Origin of the sequence: Catellatospora sp. NPDC049133 (genome assembly GCF_040648455.1) — a bacterium.
Lineage (GTDB): Bacteria > Actinomycetota > Actinomycetes > Mycobacteriales > Micromonosporaceae > Catellatospora > Catellatospora aurea.
Genome location: NZ_JBEZDT010000052.1, coordinates 40,344 through 57,756, shown reverse-complemented (window position 1 = coordinate 57,756; position 17,413 = coordinate 40,344). Strand labels below are relative to the sequence as shown.

Genomic DNA, 17,413 nt, shown 5'->3' with positions numbered 1-17,413 from the left:
CAACCGGTCGGGCGCCCACTGGCTCACGGCGGTCTGCTCCACAAACGACATGCTGCATCACAGGTCACACCCGCACCAAATGAGATGTGGCCTTAAGGAGCGCGCACATACGCGCTCACGTATGCAACTCTTCGCTGGCCGGTGCGCTAAGTCATTCCGGCTCGCGGGTGTCGCGCAGCAGGCTTGCGGAGTCCTCCACCCGCCCCTCCGCCTCATAGGCGTGGGCGAGGTTGTTGCGGCAGCCCAGTGTATGGGGGTGGTCGCTGCCCAGCACCCGCACCCGGTCGGCCAGGGTCTGCTCGTAAAGGGTGATCGCTTCGGCCACCCGTCCCGCCGCCCAGTAGGCGGAGGCGAGACTGCTGCGGGAGAGGAGCGTGCCTGGGTGATCCTCGCCCAGCACCCGCACCTGGTCAGCCACGTTTGTCACCAGCAGCGAAACCGCGTGTTCGAGATCGCCTGCCGCTGTGAGCGCTCGGCCTGCCCAGGCAGCCTGCCACATCAGCTCCTCGGATGGCTCGCCGGTGATGCAATCTCGCACCGCCTGCACGTGTAAGGCCAACTCCTCGACGTCGGACCGACGCATCCCCACCTGTGACAACGGCAAGTCCGCAGACAGTTCTTCCAACCACTGCACGGCGGCATCCGCTGCCGCACCGGCTGGCACCGTCGAGCCTGGCTGTTGCCCGTACAAGCGCACGATCCGGGCCGTCAACCGGTGCACCGACACCACCACCCGGTCCTGCTCAGCGACCCGACCGCTTAACGTCACCAGCGACCACCCCGACAACACCTCTAATGCCGCCAGCACCCCGCCAGCCAGCCCCAGGCCGGAGGCGCCCTTCACGAGCAGCCGCCGGCTCACCCCGTCCGGCGACAGCACCGACAACACCGACAGCAACCGGGCCGCGTCCCCAGACGGATCAGCATCGGCAACTGCGGCCATGCTCAACGCGGTAGCCGCCAGCACCCCCGCATGCTGCGCCCCCGCCTGCCGCCGCAACGCCTCATCCAACGGCTGCCGCTCCAGCAACTCCAGATACCGCCGGTGGCTGTGTTTACCCCGAGCGATATAGGTGCCCGCCTGCGCCAACCCCAGCGGCAGCCAGCCAAGTTCCGCACCCACCGCTCGCGCATCCTCACCATCAGGCAGGCCAGTCGTCTCGTGCAGGAACGCCCGCCCCTCCGGCTCGGTGAACATGCCAACCCGGATCGCAGTCACCCCGTCCATCTGCGCGAACTCGGCCCTGTTCGTCGTCACCAGCACTTTCACCCCACCAGTGACGGCAACCAGTCACGCAGCTCGTCCGGGTCCTCGACGTTGTCGAACACAACCAGCCGGCGCACGCGATCGTCAGCCTCCAACCACCGCAGCGCCTGCCGAGCCAGCACCTCCGGCGCATCATCAGCCGACCCCAGCCCGCACGCCCTGGCCACCTCCGCCAGACCCGCCACCGGACCCGACTCCGCGTTCAACCACGCCACCAGGCCGAACCGAACCCCGATGCACTCGCGCGCATACTCCGCAGCCAACTGAGACTTTCCCGCACCACGCGCACCCGGAAGGGCAACCAACGCCGCACGACCCGGACTCCTCAACGCGGCCCGCAACGCCGCCATCTCCGTGTGGCGCGGCTGGAAATGCGCCGCCCGCCGGGGCGGAAACCCGATCACACTCGGGAGCTCCGTAGACGGCTCACCCCTCGCCGTCGACTCGTCCACCTCAGGCCGCGCCTGGAGCACATCCCGTCTGCCCCTAGCCGAATTCACAAGCTGCGGCAAAAAAGCCGTAGCCAGCGACGCAGCCACACCACTCAGTACAGCCCAGAACGACTTGCCATCAGCCACCAACGACCACGCCACCACCACGACGGCACCCACCAGGACCGGAACCACCGCACGCTTCGCTCGCCCACCCACCAGCGCAACCTACAGACACATCAACGGCCCGACACCGCCGAACGCCCTGAAGCAGCAGACAACTCGGACCGGAACAACGGTCCCTGGTACGGCTCAAGCCGTACCAACCAAGATCCCGTACCGCCCCTGAGCTGCTGTGGTACGGCTGGTACGGCTGGTACGGGTACCCCCGGCGACCCCGAATAGAACTGCTCCCTGAAGAAACACACACAATGCTCGCGGTGGTATGCAATTTTGTAGTCCGGCTCCCTGAATTAGGTCATCGAGTCACGCACAAGAAACCTGTCGATGACTTCCCGAAGCTCGGCCGGAGGGTCAACTAGTTTTGCTACGGCGACAGCGTCAGTGGTTTTTTTGAAGTGACGTCCCATGATCCTCATGAACAAGGCGTCTAACAGTTCTTCGCCAGGCACGACTACCGACCACTCTTCAGCCCACCGATCGTCTACCGCCTTCGACGTTTCGTTCCAGATTGCCCGCATCCGCTTCTCTACCGAATCGGCATCGGGCAAACGCTGAAGGACAGAGAGAATCAGCGCGTCAATGGTTGAGTTTGCTTTATTTAAATTTTTACGTGTTATGTCATCAAAGTAATAGAATGGATCGAGCTGCGCTATCACTGCCTTTTGCACGACGACATCCCTGAGGGAAGCGGCAGACTCCTGCAAAACGCGCTCCACCGCTGCGGCCGAAACTTCGATCCCCGTCAGTGTAAAAAAAGCAGCCAATGACTTGGGGTCGAGCAGATAGTTCTCTATCTCTCGTCGCCGGAGCACATAAACGGTTTGATCACTCTCAAGCCTCTGGAGCTGAGTAGGATTTAGTTCATCTCGATCGCGCAAATATAGAACCTTACGCCTGTCGGCTTGATCGGCGTGGCTGAGCCAGCTCTCTACCAACCGCGCAAATCTGGCGTTACGTCCTCCCTGGCCGGTGACAACAGAAACGCGAGGATCTGTGAGCAAGCTGGGCCACCAGCAACCCAGGACGTCTCGGTCGCTTGGCCCTTCGACTAGTAAAATGCGATCAGCAGACAGCACGTCGCTCAGTCGAACGCCAAGGCTTCTCATAACTTCGGCGAATCCAGTGTTGGCCACCGAAACGGTGGATGCACCCGACTCGCGTCGCACTGCATAGACCATCGAACTGCCAAACTGCTGGTCCAGAAATACAGGACTGTGCGTAGTTACGACGAACAGGCGATCCTTTGACCATTCATGGATCAGGCCAAGCACTGCCCGCTGGGCGGCTGGATGCAACGCCATCTCGGGTTCTTCCAGCGCGATTGTTCTAGCATTTGAATGCGCAAGCCCGACTGCAAGCGTCAGAAGAAGCTGTTCTACTCCTGTACCGAGATCCTTAAGATTGTGTCGGTGTCCATGGACATATGGATCGATGAAACCAACTTCCATTTGATCGCCGGTTGTTCGAAGGCTTAGCGTGCCCACATCAGGAACTATGGACGCGACGATGCGCTGCATTTGCGACCACGTGTCAGGCATATTCGACTGAAGGTGCATAAGCAGAGCGGGCAGGTTCTCTCCAGTCGGGCTCAGCTGCGCATTGGAATGCAGGGACCATGTCCTGTTAGTCCCGGGGCGAACCGCCGGGAAATGGAATACACCATTCTTCCATTCCTCAAGCAGCGCCGGGAACCGCGAAAAAATGAACTCACCCGGGAAGCCCACACCGGCCTCCAAGTAGCCTGGCATCTCGCCGCTACCTGAAACGATCCGTGAATATGGGAGTTCCCTTGCACTTGCGCGTGTCGACGCCAAGGAATCGACCGATGGAATGGTCGACATCTCTAGGTACCAAGAGTTGCCCTCTGTCCTCATGCTCGCAAGAGGGACGACCTCACCATCAAGCCAAATGCTGCGCATTTGGACCGCAATACGGTTCTGGGAACTAACGACGTACTCCCACTCGACCCAACGGAACAGTGGAGAATTGCGGACCTCCTCTGTGGTATCACGTAGAAGCGCGTCACGTTCGTGAGCCGTTAACTCAAACCTAGCGACAATCCTAGGGATACCCCCGCCGACGTGCTGGACCATGACGGGCATGTCCCGGCCGCAGATGACATCGAGCGCCGACAGCATCGAACTTTTACCGGCGCTATTGGGCCCAGCAAGAAGCACGACACCATTCGGAGGTAGCTCAAGAACCGCCTTGTGGAAGGCGCGGTAGCTATGCAGTGTCAGCCGCTGTAGGAACACCAGTACATGTCAACACAGGGCCAGCCGGGAACCAAGTTGATATCAGGTGTCAGCGGCTGGCGGCGATCAACATGCACCCTTGCTTGCTATAGGCGTACCCACATAGGTGCTGTCGGTGTGCAGGTGGACGGTGACCGGCCGGGTCAGCGCCTCCGGGCCACGATCGCCGCGGCATCTCCATCCGGTTGTTGATCGACGGCCCCAGATTCCCGCCGCTCGTGCCCTCTAGCGCACCGATTTCCTCGCGCCGAACGTCTCGCGCAGTGCCGCGTCCAGCGACCGGCCGGACACGGGCTCGACGAACAGGCGGGCGAGCAGCAGTCCGGCGAAATGGGCCGGGTGGAGGCCCGACTCCTTGCCGCCGAGCGACTGCAGCACACCTGTGACGCGCATGGCGGCCCGGACCGCACCGGCGGGCAGGCGGTGGACGGGGCGGCCCCGGCCGGCCGCCTCGGCGATCCGGGAGATCATGTCGTGCCAGGTGAGGTTCTCGTCGGCGACCGGGATGTCCTTGCCACTGGCCCGCTCCAGCGCGTCGACCGCGACCTCCGCCACGTGGCGCGCGGACGTCGCGGCGGTCCCGCCGGGCGGCGCGGCCAGCGGCGCGCGCGACCGGGCCCAGCCGTCCAGCGGACCGGCCCAGTTCGGCAGGCGGTCCCCGGCCCGGCCGAAGACGAACGGCAGTTCGAGCACCGCGACCGGCAGCGACGGCCCGGCGGCCGCCCGCCCCTCCCGGGCCTGCTCCACCCGGCACCGGATGTAGGTGTGGCGGTCGGTCAGCCGCCACTGCGGGTGCAGCCGGTCGAAATACGTGTAGTACGAGCCCATGACGACGCCACGGGTGAGCCCTTCGGCGCGGGCGGCGGTGAACAGGCGTACCACCGGATCGACCATGTCCCGGCGGAACGCCGGATGGATCGGCTTGCGCAGCGGCCGCTGCTCGTCCGTGCGCGCCGCGTACACCACGCCGTCGTGCCCGGCGAGCAGCGGCCGCAGCTGCTCGACCTCGGCCGACCCGATGTCGAGGACGTGGTCGACGCCCGGCCGGGCTGAGCGTGCCACCGTGGTCGCGGCATGGCCGTGCTCGCCCAGCACCTCCACCACGTGTGCGCCGATCAGGCCGGTTCCACCCACCACGAGAATTCTCACGATCGCATCGTCCACGTTGGATCGGGCCGCGACAAATCGCGAGATCAGCCGGAGTTCACATGACAGCGCCGGTGCGGGCGGCGAGGGCGTAGTCGCGCAGCTCCTGCGGCGCGTCCCGGTGCTTTCTCAGCCAGCGGTCCACGATCGGCGGCACGTCCTTCGGCGAGTGATGGTGCGCGTGGCCCAGGCCGTGCAAGGCTGCCCGCTGGCACGGCACCGACGGCAGCGACAGCGTCTCCTCCAGCACGTCCAGGACGGTTTCCTCGCCCAGGTCCAGCGGGGCGACGTCGAAGAACATGAAGCAGACGTGCTCCAGCTTCGGCGTGTGTTTCGGGTGCTCGACCGTGATCCGCGGGGCGAAGGCCTGGGCGTACAGCGTGACGATGGAGCGCAACCCGCGGGTGCGCGACACCACCGGCACCCGCGGATCGCGCAGCGCCCACAGCGACCCGTCGTCGATGATCTCCTGCAGCCCGCGGGCCACCTGATCGTCGGCGTAGGGCCTCAGCAGCGCGCCTGCGTCGCCGAACAGGTGTCGGATCCGTTCCGCGGTCGCCGCGGGGGTGTCCTGGCGGGCGTACCGGTCCAGCCAGACAAAGGGCTGCTCGTCCGGCGAGCCGTCGTCGTCACGCGGCTCGTCGAACAGGTACGCCATCCACGCATCGAAGCTGTTCACGGTCATGATTGAAGCGATCCCGGGCAGTCCTGTCGAGCAGTTTCGGGCCTCAGCGGGCGCAGGTCCAGAAGTCGTGGGGGTGCCGTCCGGGCCGGAAACCGTGTGCCTCCACCATGTCCACCGCCGCGCCGAACCCGAACGCCAGCCCGGTCGGATCGTGGGAGTCGCTGCCGAACGTGACCGCCCGCCCGCCCTCCTGCCGCCACCAGCGCACGACCTCCGGATGCAGCGGCACCTTCGTGTTGACCTCCAGTGCCCGGCCGCTGCCGGCCAGCACCCGCAGCGCGTGCCGGAACTCGTCCTCGAAGGCGTTCGGGTCGAACGGACCGGCCTGGGCCGGCCAGTACCGGACCGGGTAGTCGATGTGGGCGAGCACCGAGAACAGGTCGCTTCCGGCGGCCATCCGGGCGACCTCGGCCAGGTAGTCCCGGACGACCTGGTCCGCGGGCCGGTGCCGGAGGAGGCCCGGCGGCTCGGTGAACCCGTCCCCGTCGGCGAGGCAGTGCACCGAGCCGAGCACCCGGTCGAACCGCCCGGCGCCGAGGATCTTTGCGACCGCAGCCGCGTGCCAGTGCGGTTCGCCCATCTCCAGACCGCTCAGGATGCGCAGGCTCGGAAACCGCTCGCGGCACTCCTCGACGGCCTCCAGGTAGCCGGTCACGTCGAACGACGGGGGAGTGAGCAGGCCGTCCGGTCCGGTGAGGCTCGCCATGCGCCCACCCGGCCTGATGGTGTCGAGCGGGACCGTCCAGACGGTGTGGTCCAGGTGCTCGGTGAAGGCGATCGCCGGCAGGCCAAGCTCCACCGCCCGCGCGCACGAGCCCTCCATGGAGCCCTTCTCGGCGTCCCAGGACCACTCGCTGTGCAGGTGGCCGTCCGCAGGCAACGTCACGAATCCCACCGCTTCCCCCGACATCGGCCCTTCTGCGTCGCTGCGGTAACCGTATACGGAGTTCGTCGCCGTTGCCGCCCTCGATCGACGCCCGCCAGGCTGCGGTGGCCGCCGGCGGCGTTTGGCAGAAGAACCCGGCGGGTACTGCACGCCGGAGTTGTCGCTGGTCAGCGCAAGGAGGCTGGGCCCGATGCGAGTCACCCACGCCACGGTCGTCGACGGCGGCGTCTGCACCGTGCGGCTGGCCGGAGACGTCGACATGTCAGAGGTCGAAGCGGTCACCGCTTGGCTGCGAGCGGCGATCGACACGTCGGGCTGTGCGACCGTGGACGTCGACCTCTCCGGCAGCCGCTTCCTCGACTCCATGGGCATCGCGGGGCTGGTCCGGGCGCACGAGTACGCTCGCGCACAGGGTGTGCGGCTGCGGTGCGTCAACGTCCAGCCGTGGGTACGGCGTGTCTTCCAGGTCGCCGGGGTGGCCGACCATCTCGACCTGTCCTGAGGCGGCAGCGGGCGGCATCGGGCGGTGGGGAGCCGACCGAGCGCCCGGCGTCGGCCGTAAGGTGGCGCGATGCCTATCACGCACGAGCCGGTCGGATACGAGTGTCCTTTCTGCGATCTCCTGGCGGGCCGATCCGACGGGATCAACGACGTGGAGGACGTGGTGCGGCGCACTGGGGGAGCGGCGGCCCTGATCGCGCCGCGCTGGTGGCCGAACAATCGCGGGCATGTGCTGGTCGTCCCGACCGAGCACCACGAGAACCTCTACTCCGTCTCGGCCGACGCCTATCGCGCGGTGGGCGATCTGGTGCGCGAGGTGGCCATCGCGATCCGGGACACGTACCGCTGTGCAGGGGTCTCCACCCGCCAGCACAACGAACCCGCCGGCTACCAGGACGTCTGGCACCTGCACGTGCACGTGTTCCCTCGCTACGACGGCGACGACCTCTACCGGTCGCAGGCGTTGCCGGGCTGGGCGACCTTCGAGGAGCGTCAGGTGTATGCCGAGCGCCTCCGTACTTACTTCGACAAGGAAAACGTATGAACCTGGTTCTGGTGCCCATGTCGGGCCCGGACTTCGAGCGGCGCGCGGCGATGCTGCGCCGTCGCTACGCCGGCAACCTGGAGCGGGAGAAGGGTCTGGCTCCCGCCGACGCCGAGGCCGAGGCGCGCCGGCAGATGGAGGTGGTCCTGCCGCGAGGCCTGGACAGCGACCTGTCGGTCCTGCGGTCCGCGCAGGTGGACGGCGTCCAGGTCGGTTGGCTCTGGGCCATGCTGCCGGGCGCGCCCACCCGTCCTGAGATGGCCTGGCTGCACAACATCGACGTGGATCCGGAACACCAGGGCCGGGGCCACGGCAGGGCGATGATCCTGGCTCTTGAGGCCGAGCTGCGCGACCTGGGCGTCTCCCGGCTCGGTCTCAACGTGTTCGGCGGCAACAAGCGGGCCATCGCCCTGTACGAGAGCCTCGGCTTCACCGTGATGGCGCAGCAGATGGCCAAGCCGTTGGACACCACTCCGGTTGCCGAGCCGGAGCCGACCGTCGCGCCGACGGCCGTCGACGACGCCGATCAGGTGCCCGACCCGCAGTATGTCGCCGGACTCACCCGGGTGCGGGTCGCCGCAGGTGTGCTGTACCGGGACGGGCAGGGTCGGGTGCTGGTCGTCCAGCCGACCTACAAGGACACCGCCGAGATCCCGGGCGGGGCGCTGGAGGCGGGCGAGTCGCCGTTGCAGGCCTGCCGCCGCGAGGTCCGCGAGGAACTCGGGATCGACCTGCCGGTCGGTGGGCTGCTGGGCGTCGACTGGACGCCGCCGCGTCCGCACTGGGACGGTGCCCTGACGTTCGTCTTCGACGGCGGCGAACTCACCGACGCGCAGACCGAGGCGATCCGGGCGGCACCGGACGAGCTCAGCGGCTGGCGGTTCGTCGCGGTGGCCGACCTCGACGCGCTGATGGTCCCGAGGCTGGCGCAGCGCATCCGCACCTGCCTGGCGCGGGTGTCGGCCGGAACCTACCTGGAGTCCGGCGACGTGCCGACGCCCTGACCTCAGGCCGGGACGATCCGGGTCGTCGTGGTCCGGGCGGGCGCGGCGGTCATGGGGTCGACGTACTCGGCCCCGTGGCTGCGGTACTTGGCCCGGTAGGCGTCGTCGATCCGGGCGTTGACGGCGGGGTCGGGCTCGTCGACGAAGGCGACGTCCTTGTCGACGCCCGCCGCCCGGATGTGGCCTTCGTGGCGGGCCTTCGTCGCCCGGTACCAGGCGCCCTCGGGACCCCGGTAGGACCGGACGTACAGGTCGTCGCCGCTGCGGACCACCCAGATCGTGGTCGGGTTGCGCAGCGAGCCGTCGCGCCGCCGGGCGGCGATGTCCAGTTCGTCGGCGGCGCCGATGCGGTCGAGTTCCTTGGTGGTCCAGGTCGTGGTCATCGGAATGGTTCCTTCCCGATGCCGGACGCCTGCCGCGGTCGAACGGCCGGCGCACGGCGTTCTCGCCTCCATTTTACGATCGCGGCGGCTTCGCTGTCGGAGGTCTTGCGCAGCGCGTGGTTGTCCCGGACCATCTGGGGATTGGACACGGCAGCGACGGGGAGGCATGTATGAATGGCATGGTGCGGCACCAACCGAGGGTCGCCTTCGACGCGGCCCGGGTGCTGGTGGACGTGGCGGGCGGCGAAGCCGGCCTGTTCGCCTGGTACGCGGAGCAGCTCGTGGTCATGTTCGGGCCGTCCTGCCGGCGCGAGCTGTCCGCCACCCGCAAGGAGCTCACGACCTCGCCGCGCGCGAACACGCGCGACGTCGAAGGGGGCAAGTGGCGGGCCAGGATCGAGGACCTGCTGCGCACCCGGCCGGAGGTCACCGAGAGTCTGCACCAGCTGACGCTGTCGGCCCGGGTGCGGCTTCCGCACGCCGGCTGACGTCGACCGGCACGCATCCGGGCCGGTCAACGGCTCGGATGCGCCGCGGGGGCACTGCGCCGTCGCTCAGAGGACGGTGCGCATCGCCCTTTTGCGGGCGGCGCGCCGCCGCCGGTACGTCCGGCCGAGGGCGGCCAGCCCGACCGCGGCCCCGAACACGATCGGCGCCAGCACGACGATGCCCATCGGCCAGGCGTCGGACCCGTCGCTGTCGGTGAAGTACTCGTCGTAGACGCCGTAGACCACGGCGGCCGGAACGGTGACGGCCAGCCCGCTGGTCAGGATGCTCAGGTCCCACCGGCCGGCGGCGAGCGCGATGAGCGCCAGCGCGATCGGCTGCGCGACGGTCTGCCACGTCGTCGGGCTGGGCTGGTCGCCGGTGGTGAGCGCCTCCGGCAGGAGCGGCACGGGCCACGGCGTGCACACGACCGCCACGGCACTGGCGGCAAGCACGACGACGGTCGCCTTCAACCCCTCGGGCAGAGCCACGGACACCACTCCTGTGAAGATCTTGGGTCGGCATTCTCGCACCCTTCCGCCACCTCGTGGGGGGTGCTCCACGGCGGTGTGACGCGTCCGGCTCCGGCGGGATCAAAGCACCGGCACCATGGCGTCCGCAAGCGGACGAACGTGCGATCGGCAGACTGCCCGCAGCCTACTGCGTGACCCTCCGTGATGGACACGACGGTCGATCGCTGCCATCGAGATTTTTCAGACCCGAACCGAAACTTTCGACGGTACTGGCGGGGGAAGTCTCCTGGTAGCTCCGACCATTCGTGGATCCGAGTCGAAACGTTTCCGGAATTTCGTTGAAACCTTCCCTTGAAATGGCCGAAACGTTGTGGGAGCGTGTCCATCGATATACGTGAGCGCGCCCAGCGGCAAGGAGGAGCCCGCATGCGAACTGTTCCAGGGAGAAGATCGGTGATCGCGGTCGTCGCGCTGACCGTGACGGCACTCGCGGTCGCCGGTGCGGTGACGGTGCTGACGTCGACCGCGCCCGCCGAGGCGGCGCTCGTCGCGGCCGTCGAGGACGAGGGCGTCGACTGCCCCGTGACGCTGCCCGGCTCGCTGACCGCCAGCAGCAGGCTTCCCGACCCGTTCCGCAGGATCGACGGCACCCGTATCACCGCCAAGTCCGACTGGCGGTGCCGCCGGGAGGAGACCAAGAAGCTGGCGGAGCGGTACGTCTACGGCGAGAAGCCCGCCAAGCCGGCGAGCGTCACCGGGACGGTCTCCGGCACGAACATCACGGTCAACGTCACGCACAACGGCCGGAGCGCCGGCTTTTCCGCCAGTGTGCAGCTGCCGAGCGGCTCCGGGCCGTTCCCGGCCGTGGTCGTGCTCGGCGGGTTCGGCGCGGACACGGCGGCGATCAGGGCCGCAGGTGCCGCCGTCATCAACTACGACCCGTACGCGGTCGGCCGGGAGGGCACGCCGCGCACCAACAAGCAGGGCGCGTTCTACACCATCTACGGCGCCACCAGCAGCACTGGGCTGCTGATGGCCTGGTCCTGGGGCGTGAGCCGGATCATCGACGTCGTAGTGCAGTCGGGCGGCAGCATCCTCAAGGCCGACGCGATGGGCGTGACGGGGTGCTCGCGATTCGGCAAGGGAGCGTTCGTCGTCGGCGCGTTCGACCAGCGCATCGCGCTGACCATGCCGATCGAGTCGGGCAGCGCCGGTGTGCCCATCTTCCGCGGCATCCCCGGCGAGGGCGCACAGAGCCTGAGCAGCGCGTACGGCGAGCAGCCGTGGCTGGGCGACGCGTTCGGCTCGTTCACCGGCAACCCGAACAACCTGCCGGTCGACACGCACCAGATGGTGGCCATGGTCGCCCCGCGAGGGCTGTTCATCATGGACAACCCGCACATCGTCAACCTCGGCCCCAAGTCCGCCAGCGTCGCGGCGCTGGGCGGCGCCGAGGTCTACAAGGCGCTGGGCGCGGGGGAGAACCTCACCTACTGGTCCGACATCCAGAACGGCAGCCACTGCGCCACCAGGCCGGAGTGGAGCACCCCGCTGCAGCAGAACATCCAGAAGTTCCTACTGAAGACGGGCAACGCGCCGGGCGCGATCAGGATCTCCAGCCGCGCCGCCGGCAACCTCGCCGAGTGGCGGGACTGGCAGACCCCCACGCTGTCCGACGGCCCGAGCACCCCGCCGTCGCCCAGCACCCCGCCGTCCCCGAGCACGTCGCCCTCGCCCAGCACGTCGCCCTCGCCCAGCGTGTCACCGCCCCCGCCCGGGTCGGGCTGCTCGGCGACCGGAACCGTGCAGACGCAGTGGGCGACCGGCTACGTCATCCAGCCGGTGACCGTCACGAACAACGGCACCTCGACCGTCAACGGCTGGACGCTGACGTTCACCCTGCCCGCCGGCCATGCGATCACCGGCTCGTGGAACGCGACCGTCACGACCAGCGGCCAGACCGTGACCGCCCGGAACGTGAGCTTCAACGGCACGATCCCGCCGGGCGGCTCGGTGGCCAACTTCGGCTACCAGGTCAGCCGGCCCAACGGCAACACCCAGCTGCCGAGCGGCTATACCTGCACGGCGTCGTAGCCCGCCGACCGGGCGGGACCGGGATCGTCCGGTCCCGCCCGGCCCGGTGAACGCGGCGGCCGACCGCCGTCAGCGGGCGCGCGGATCGACGTGGAACTTGGGTCCGGGGCCCGCCCCGGGTATGCGCTCGCCGGCGAGCACCGCGCCGACCTGGTCGAGGCCGACCGTGGCGGCGACGAGCGGCCGCGGGTCGACCTGGCCGGCGGCGTACGCGGCGATGGTGGCGGCGAGCCCGGGGGAGGCCGACAGGACCCCGACGGCGGTGACGTCCTTGAGCGCCAGTCGCCGGGTGTCGATGTGGCTGGGGGTGCCCGCCAGCCCGATGTAGACGACCCGGCCGGCCGGTTCGACGAGGTCGAGCGCCCTGGCCGGCAGGTAGGCGGCGTTGGTGGCGTCGACGACCGCGTCGAAGGGCAGGTCTGGCAGCTGCTGCTCGGTCCAGGCGCTGGTGAAGCCGAGGGAGCGGGCGAAGTCCAGCGACGCGCCGGTCTGGCCCATGAGGTGCACCTCCGCTCCTGCGGCGCGGGCGAACATCGCGGTGAGCAGCCCGATGGTGCCCGGTCCGAGGATGAGCACCCGGTCGCCGGGTCCGAGTTCGGCGGCCTGCGCCGCGCGCAGGGCGTTGCCGCCGGGTTCGACGAGCGCCCCAAGCATCGCGTCGACGCCGCCGGGCAGCTCGTGCAGCGCGGTGACCGGCACGGCGAGCTGCTCGGCCAGCGCGCCGGGGCGGCCGCCCCGGATGCCGACCTCCTGCCGCCGGGCGCAGACGTGCTGGTGCCCGCGCAGGCAGCGGCGGCAGGTGCCGTCGCCGAGCATCGTGTCGCCCATGACGCGCCGCCCGATCCAAGCCGGGTCGACGCCGTCGCCGACGGCCCGCACGACACCGGCCCACTCGTGGCCGAGCCGCATCGGGAAGCGCGCGTGCCCTTCGTGCAGGTATGCCATCTCGCCCGTGAAGAACTCGACGTCGGTGCCGCAGACCCCGACCCGCTCGACGTCGACGACGGCCTCGCCCGCGGCCGGGCGCGGGACGGGCACCTGCTGCACCGAGCACTCGCCTGGCGCGGTGAGCACCGCGGCGCGCATCGTCGGGGCGCTCACCGGGCGTCGCGCTCGCGCAGCAGGCCGTCGACGAGGTCTTGCATGGGGCCGACCAGGTCGTCGCGGCCTGCCGAGGACAGCGGTTCCAGCCCGGTCGACACGCGCAGCAGGACGATGCCGAAGCCGGTGGCGAGCGCGATCTGGGCTCTGAGCATGAGCCGGTCGGCGTCGGGGTGGCCGGGGTGCCAGCCGGCGGCTCTGGCCAGGCGCTCGGCGAAGGAGTGCACGGTGTTGCGCCGGATCCGGTCGGCCTGCTCGTCGCCGGAGGAGCGCAGCAGCAGCAGGAACTGGTTCGGCTTGCCACCGCGGCCGGTGCCGGCGAGCTGCGTCGCGATGGTCTCGGGGAGCCGGTCGAGGGTCACGTCCGGGTCCACCGCGTGGCTGAGCTCGTCGACCGCGCCGACCAGGCACGCCTCGAACAGGCCTTCCTTCGAGGTGAAGTAGCGGCTGATCAGCGCGACGTTCACGCCGGCCTCGTCGGCGATGTCGCGCACGGTGGTGCCGGTGTACCCGTCGGTGGCGAAACGGCGGCGGGCGGCATCCAGCAGCAGTTGGCGGGTGCCGGCCGCGTCGCGGCGGCGCTGCCCGGCCTCGCCGGTGGTGGAGGTGTGCGGACTGCTCGTCGCCATGGATTCCTCTCGCTCCCGAACCAGGATAGCGGTCCCGGAACGTGACGTAAACAACTGCTTACAAGCGATGTAAACAACTGTTGACGACGGCGGGGAGAGTGAATACTCGCCAAGTCAGCAGATGTTTACAACATGCTCCAGGGGGCGTTTCATGACCCAGACGATCGTGCGGCCGGGCGCCGCCGGCGTCACCGGCGGCGAGCCGAGCCCGGCCCGCCGCACCAACGGCACCACGCTGGTGCTGTACCTGTCACTGGGCGGCCTGGCCTTCGCGGTGCTGCAGTCCCTGGTCGCCCCGGCGATGTCCACCATCGCGCACGACCTGAACGTCACCACCGCCGGCGCGAGCTGGGTCCTCACGGCGTACCTGCTGTCGGCGTCGGTGCTGACGCCCGTGCTCGGCCGCCTCGGCGACATGGTCGGCAAGCGCCGCGTGCTCATCGCCGTCCTGGCCGTCCTCGCGGTCGACACCCTGCTGGCCGCGCTCGCCCCGAACCTGGCCGTGCTCGTCGTCGCGCGTGCCCTGCAGGGCGCGGCCGGCGCCATCATGCCGCTGTCGATCGGCATGGTCCGCGACGAGCTGGCGCGCGAGAAGGTCAGCGCCACCGTCGGCCTGCTGTCGGCGATCTTCGGCGTCGGCGCGGGCGTCGGCATCGTGGCCGCCGGCCCGATCGTGGAGCACCTGTCCTGGCACTGGCTGTTCTGGCTGCCCCTGGCACTCGTCGTCATCGCGCTGCTCGGCGCGATCTTCGGCATGCGGGAGTCGCCGGTGCGCAAGCCCGGCAAGCTCGACCTGCTCGGCACGGCCGTCCTGTCGGTCTCCCTGGTGTCCCTGCTGCTGGCCATCAGCAAGGGCCAGTCCTGGGGCTGGGGCTCCGCCGAGACCATCGGCCTGCTCGCCGTCGGCGTGGTCACCCTGATCCTGTTCGTCGTGATCGAACTGCGGGTCGCCGAGCCGCTCGTCGACATGCGCCTCATGAAGATCCGCGGCGTATGGGCCACCGACCTCGTCGCCCTGATCCTCGGCTTCGCGATGTTCGGCTCGTTCCTGCTCGTGCCCACCCTGCTGCAGCTGCCCGCCGCCACCGGCTACGGCTACGGCAAGTCGGTGTCCGAGGCGGGCCTGTTCCTGCTGCCCACCGTCGTGTCGATGGTCCTGTTCGGACCGCTCGCCGGCCTGCTGGTGCGCCGGTTCGGCCCGAAGCTGCCGATGTTCCTCGGCGCGGTCGCGGTCGTCGGCGGCTTCACCCTGCCCGCCCTCGCGCACGACGTGGAATGGCAGGTCGTCGTCTCCGGGCTGCTCGTCGGCGCGGGCATCGGCCTGGCGTTCGCGGCGATGTCCAACGCCATCATCGAGAGCGTGCCCGCCACCCAGACCGGTGAGGCCACCAGCGTCAACACCATCGCCCGGACCATCGGCAGCAGCATCGGCTCGGCCGTCGTCGCCGCCGTCATCACGTCGAACAGCACCCCGCGCGGCCTGCCCACCGACACGGCGTTCAGCACCGGGTTCTGGGTCTGCGCGGGCGTGGCCGTGCTGGCCGTCGTCGCCACCCTCGCCCTGCCCTCGGCGCACCGCCGCCACGAGCAGGCGGTGGCCACCGGCGTCGAGGACCTCCCGCCCGAGCCGCCCGAGCTGCACCTGCCCCACCTGCACGTGACGCGGCAGCATGAGGAGGCCTCGCCGGGCCGGTGACCCAGGGCCCGGCGGGCCGGACTCCGGCCACCGGGGCCGCACCGGCCCGGTCCACCCGTCCGCGCGGACGGTGCCGTCGTCCATCAGCTCGTCCAGCGCAACCTGCGTCGGATCGGCGGGCGTGTGCTTGCCTTCCGTAGGCGAGGTGGCGTCCGGGTACTCGGGCACGGTGACGGTCGGCGACTCCGCGAACAGCAGGTCCGAGCTCGTGGAGGCGATGTCGGTGGCGATCGGCAGGTGCAGGCGTTGCCGCTCAAGCCAACTTGACCTGCTCGCCGCGGACGAAAGTCAGGCCGAGGGCCATACAGTTCTCGGTCACGAACGGCCGAACTCGCCCATCGCGCGCATGATTGCGTTGCGGCCCATGCCGGCGGCGTGCATCTCTTGCAGCTGTCGCTTTTCGTCGGGGGTGGTGGGGCGGGCGGATGGCGCAGCCACCTCCCCCCCCCCCCCGGCTGTGACGCGGCACACCGCCTGTGGCATGCGGGAATGCGTCCGATCAGGACCATGTTGACGACGCCAGTGCTGTCCTTGCCGAGGGAGCCGAATCGATTGGAGGCGGTCATGCCGCTCAGTGAAGACGAACGCTACACGCTCCGCAGCGAGATCCAGGATCAGGAGCTCCACGTCATGAAGGCGCTGCTGGAACAGGCTCAGGAAGGCGTCGAGAACGGCGACACCATGGCGTATGAGAGCGCCATCGAGTCGTACATGATCTTGAAGTCCAACAAGCTGCCCGGCCTCCAGGTCGTTGCAGCGAAGTAACCCGGACGGTCCCTGACCCCGGTCCGGAAATGCCACAGGCCCCTGCTCACCTTAGTGAGTGGGGGCCTGGCGTGCGTGTGGGCGTAGTTCGCCCGCTGCGTTTACCCTGACACACCTGTTCGAGTCATGTAAACATGCTGGCCACCGTGTGTCGGCGCGCTCGGGAACGGTTCACTGTGGGCGCCAGGTTCCGCAGTCCCTTGAGGTGAAGCTGTAGTCGCCGGACCTGATCGTGACCTGGACGCGCTTCGCGCTGAGGACGAAGTTGTTGTCGATGATGTTTCCTGACCTGTTGGTGCGTTCCCAGTAGCAGTCGTGGATGGTCCCGTCGTCGGGGCCGAGTTGGATCACGTACGTGCCGGGCTTGATGTGGGTGCCCGGCTTGGCCGTGCTGGCGACGAGGTAGGTCCCGTCCTCGAAGATCCTGCCTGCGGCGACGAGCTTCCACTGGCTGGCCCGTGGGTGTTGAGGACAGAGGATGAGCGCGGCCTTGATCTCGTTGGCCGTCGCGAGCGCCAGCTCTTCGGTGCCCGCGTAGTCGGCACCGGGGTAGACAGTCGCGCAGGCGACGTAGATGTCCGCGAGGGGGTTGGTGAAGCTGTGGTCCAAGAGCTTGTCCGCAGCCGCCTCGACGGCGGTCAGGACCGAGGTGCTTCGCACGATCTCGGCGTCGCTGCTGATCCCGCTGCCCGACCCACAGTATTCGATCTTCGCAGCCCAGACCTCGGTGAACACGGGAGCACCCTTGGTGTCCATCGCAATCGTGTAGGAGGCACCGTCGCAGATGAAGGCGACCGTCACCACCGGCGGAGTCGACGGTGATGGGGACGCTGACGGTGACGGGGCGGCGGCAGCGCTCGTGGGCGCTGGCGGCGGTGTGGACG

18 protein-coding genes and 1 pseudogene are annotated in these 17,413 nt (G+C 68.8%); 7 read left to right on the top strand and 12 right to left on the bottom strand.

Features of this window, described 5'->3' with window-relative positions:
• Window positions 1–151: 151 nt before the first annotated feature.
• The 7 genes and pseudogenes from AB0B35_RS38500 to AB0B35_RS38470 form a co-directional block, all read right to left on the bottom strand.
• Window positions 152–1,270 carry a tetratricopeptide repeat protein gene (locus AB0B35_RS38500; protein WP_361055778.1) on the bottom strand — a complete coding sequence of 373 codons (1,119 nt, stop codon included), beginning with the start codon at window positions 1,268–1,270 and terminating at the stop codon, window positions 152–154.
• On the bottom strand, window positions 1,267–1,530 hold the full coding sequence (locus AB0B35_RS38495; RefSeq protein ID WP_361055775.1) for a hypothetical protein: 264 nt from the start codon (window positions 1,528–1,530) through the stop codon (window positions 1,267–1,269). Before AB0B35_RS38495 ends, AB0B35_RS38500 begins: the two co-directional genes overlap by 4 nt.
• 641 nt (window positions 1,531–2,171) lie before the next feature.
• Window positions 2,172–3,722 (bottom strand): AAA family ATPase, encoded by a 1,551-nt coding sequence (locus AB0B35_RS38490; RefSeq protein ID WP_361055783.1) that lies wholly within the window; start codon window positions 3,720–3,722, stop codon window positions 2,172–2,174.
• A gap of 291 nt (window positions 3,723–4,013) precedes the next feature.
• Window positions 4,014–4,136, bottom strand: a pseudogene (locus AB0B35_RS38485) (AAA family ATPase); the annotation flags it as partial.
• A gap of 225 nt (window positions 4,137–4,361) precedes the next feature.
• The gene (locus AB0B35_RS38480; protein WP_361055772.1) at window positions 4,362–5,285 is read right to left on the bottom strand and encodes an NAD(P)H-binding protein; all 924 of its coding nucleotides are present in this window, start codon (window positions 5,283–5,285) and stop codon (window positions 4,362–4,364) included.
• A gap of 55 nt (window positions 5,286–5,340) precedes the next feature.
• Entirely contained in the window at window positions 5,341–5,961 is a 621-nt protein-coding gene (locus tag AB0B35_RS38475) for a hypothetical protein (RefSeq protein ID WP_361055770.1), read from the bottom strand.
• Between the two features lie 49 nt (window positions 5,962–6,010).
• Window positions 6,011–6,853, bottom strand: a complete 843-nt coding sequence (locus AB0B35_RS38470; RefSeq protein WP_361055767.1) for a PHP domain-containing protein — start codon at window positions 6,851–6,853, stop codon at window positions 6,011–6,013.
• A 190-nt stretch (window positions 6,854–7,043) separates the two neighbouring features.
• Between AB0B35_RS38470 and AB0B35_RS38465 the strand changes: the two genes are divergently transcribed.
• The 3 genes from AB0B35_RS38465 (at window position 7,044) to AB0B35_RS38455 (ending at window position 8,902) form a co-directional block, all read left to right on the top strand.
• Entirely contained in the window at window positions 7,044–7,355 is a 312-nt protein-coding gene (locus tag AB0B35_RS38465) for an STAS domain-containing protein (protein ID WP_360536445.1), read from the top strand.
• Between the two features lie 69 nt (window positions 7,356–7,424).
• Window positions 7,425–7,898 carry an HIT family protein gene (locus tag AB0B35_RS38460; RefSeq protein WP_361055764.1) on the top strand — a complete coding sequence of 158 codons (474 nt, stop codon included), beginning with the start codon at window positions 7,425–7,427 and terminating at the stop codon, window positions 7,896–7,898.
• Entirely contained in the window at window positions 7,895–8,902 is a 1,008-nt protein-coding gene (locus AB0B35_RS38455; protein WP_361055761.1) for a GNAT family N-acetyltransferase, read from the top strand. Before AB0B35_RS38460 ends, AB0B35_RS38455 begins: the two co-directional genes overlap by 4 nt.
• Before the next feature lie 2 nt (window positions 8,903–8,904).
• On the opposite strand, the gene AB0B35_RS38450 is transcribed toward AB0B35_RS38455, so the two are convergent.
• Entirely contained in the window at window positions 8,905–9,285 is a 381-nt protein-coding gene (locus AB0B35_RS38450; RefSeq protein ID WP_360536450.1) for a DUF2255 family protein, read from the bottom strand.
• Between the two features lie 170 nt (window positions 9,286–9,455).
• Here AB0B35_RS38450 and AB0B35_RS38445 point away from each other — a divergent pair, with 170 nt between their 5' ends.
• On the top strand, window positions 9,456–9,773 hold the full coding sequence (locus AB0B35_RS38445; protein ID WP_361055758.1) for a hypothetical protein: 318 nt from the start codon (window positions 9,456–9,458) through the stop codon (window positions 9,771–9,773).
• A gap of 66 nt (window positions 9,774–9,839) precedes the next feature.
• On the opposite strand, the gene AB0B35_RS38440 is transcribed toward AB0B35_RS38445, so the two are convergent.
• The gene (locus AB0B35_RS38440; protein ID WP_360536454.1) at window positions 9,840–10,262 is read right to left on the bottom strand and encodes a hypothetical protein; all 423 of its coding nucleotides are present in this window, start codon (window positions 10,260–10,262) and stop codon (window positions 9,840–9,842) included.
• Window positions 10,263–10,697: 435 nt separating this feature from the next.
• Here AB0B35_RS38440 and AB0B35_RS38435 point away from each other — a divergent pair, with 435 nt between their 5' ends.
• Window positions 10,698–12,338, top strand: a complete 1,641-nt coding sequence (locus AB0B35_RS38435; RefSeq protein ID WP_361055755.1) for a cellulose binding domain-containing protein — start codon at window positions 10,698–10,700, stop codon at window positions 12,336–12,338.
• A gap of 69 nt (window positions 12,339–12,407) precedes the next feature.
• Here the strand turns inward: AB0B35_RS38435 and AB0B35_RS38430 are convergent, their stop codons facing one another.
• Together AB0B35_RS38430 and AB0B35_RS38425 are read right to left on the bottom strand one after the other, a co-directional pair.
• Window positions 12,408–13,439, bottom strand: coding sequence for an alcohol dehydrogenase catalytic domain-containing protein (locus AB0B35_RS38430; protein WP_361055752.1), 1,032 nt, complete (start codon window positions 13,437–13,439; stop codon window positions 12,408–12,410).
• Entirely contained in the window at window positions 13,436–14,068 is a 633-nt protein-coding gene (locus AB0B35_RS38425) for a TetR family transcriptional regulator (protein ID WP_361055749.1), read from the bottom strand. Before AB0B35_RS38425 ends, AB0B35_RS38430 begins: the two co-directional genes overlap by 4 nt.
• 151 nt (window positions 14,069–14,219) lie before the next feature.
• Here AB0B35_RS38425 and AB0B35_RS38420 point away from each other — a divergent pair, with 151 nt between their 5' ends.
• Together AB0B35_RS38420 and AB0B35_RS38415 are read left to right on the top strand one after the other, a co-directional pair.
• Window positions 14,220–15,764 carry an MFS transporter gene (locus AB0B35_RS38420; RefSeq protein WP_361055746.1) on the top strand — a complete coding sequence of 515 codons (1,545 nt, stop codon included), beginning with the start codon at window positions 14,220–14,222 and terminating at the stop codon, window positions 15,762–15,764.
• Between the two features lie 564 nt (window positions 15,765–16,328).
• Window positions 16,329–16,529 carry a hypothetical protein gene (locus tag AB0B35_RS38415; RefSeq protein WP_361055742.1) on the top strand — a complete coding sequence of 67 codons (201 nt, stop codon included), beginning with the start codon at window positions 16,329–16,331 and terminating at the stop codon, window positions 16,527–16,529.
• Window positions 16,530–16,700: 171 nt separating this feature from the next.
• On the opposite strand, the gene AB0B35_RS38410 is transcribed toward AB0B35_RS38415, so the two are convergent.
• Window positions 16,701–17,333, bottom strand: a complete 633-nt coding sequence (locus AB0B35_RS38410; protein ID WP_361055739.1) for a hypothetical protein — start codon at window positions 17,331–17,333, stop codon at window positions 16,701–16,703.
• Between the last annotated feature and the right edge of the window lie 80 nt (window positions 17,334–17,413).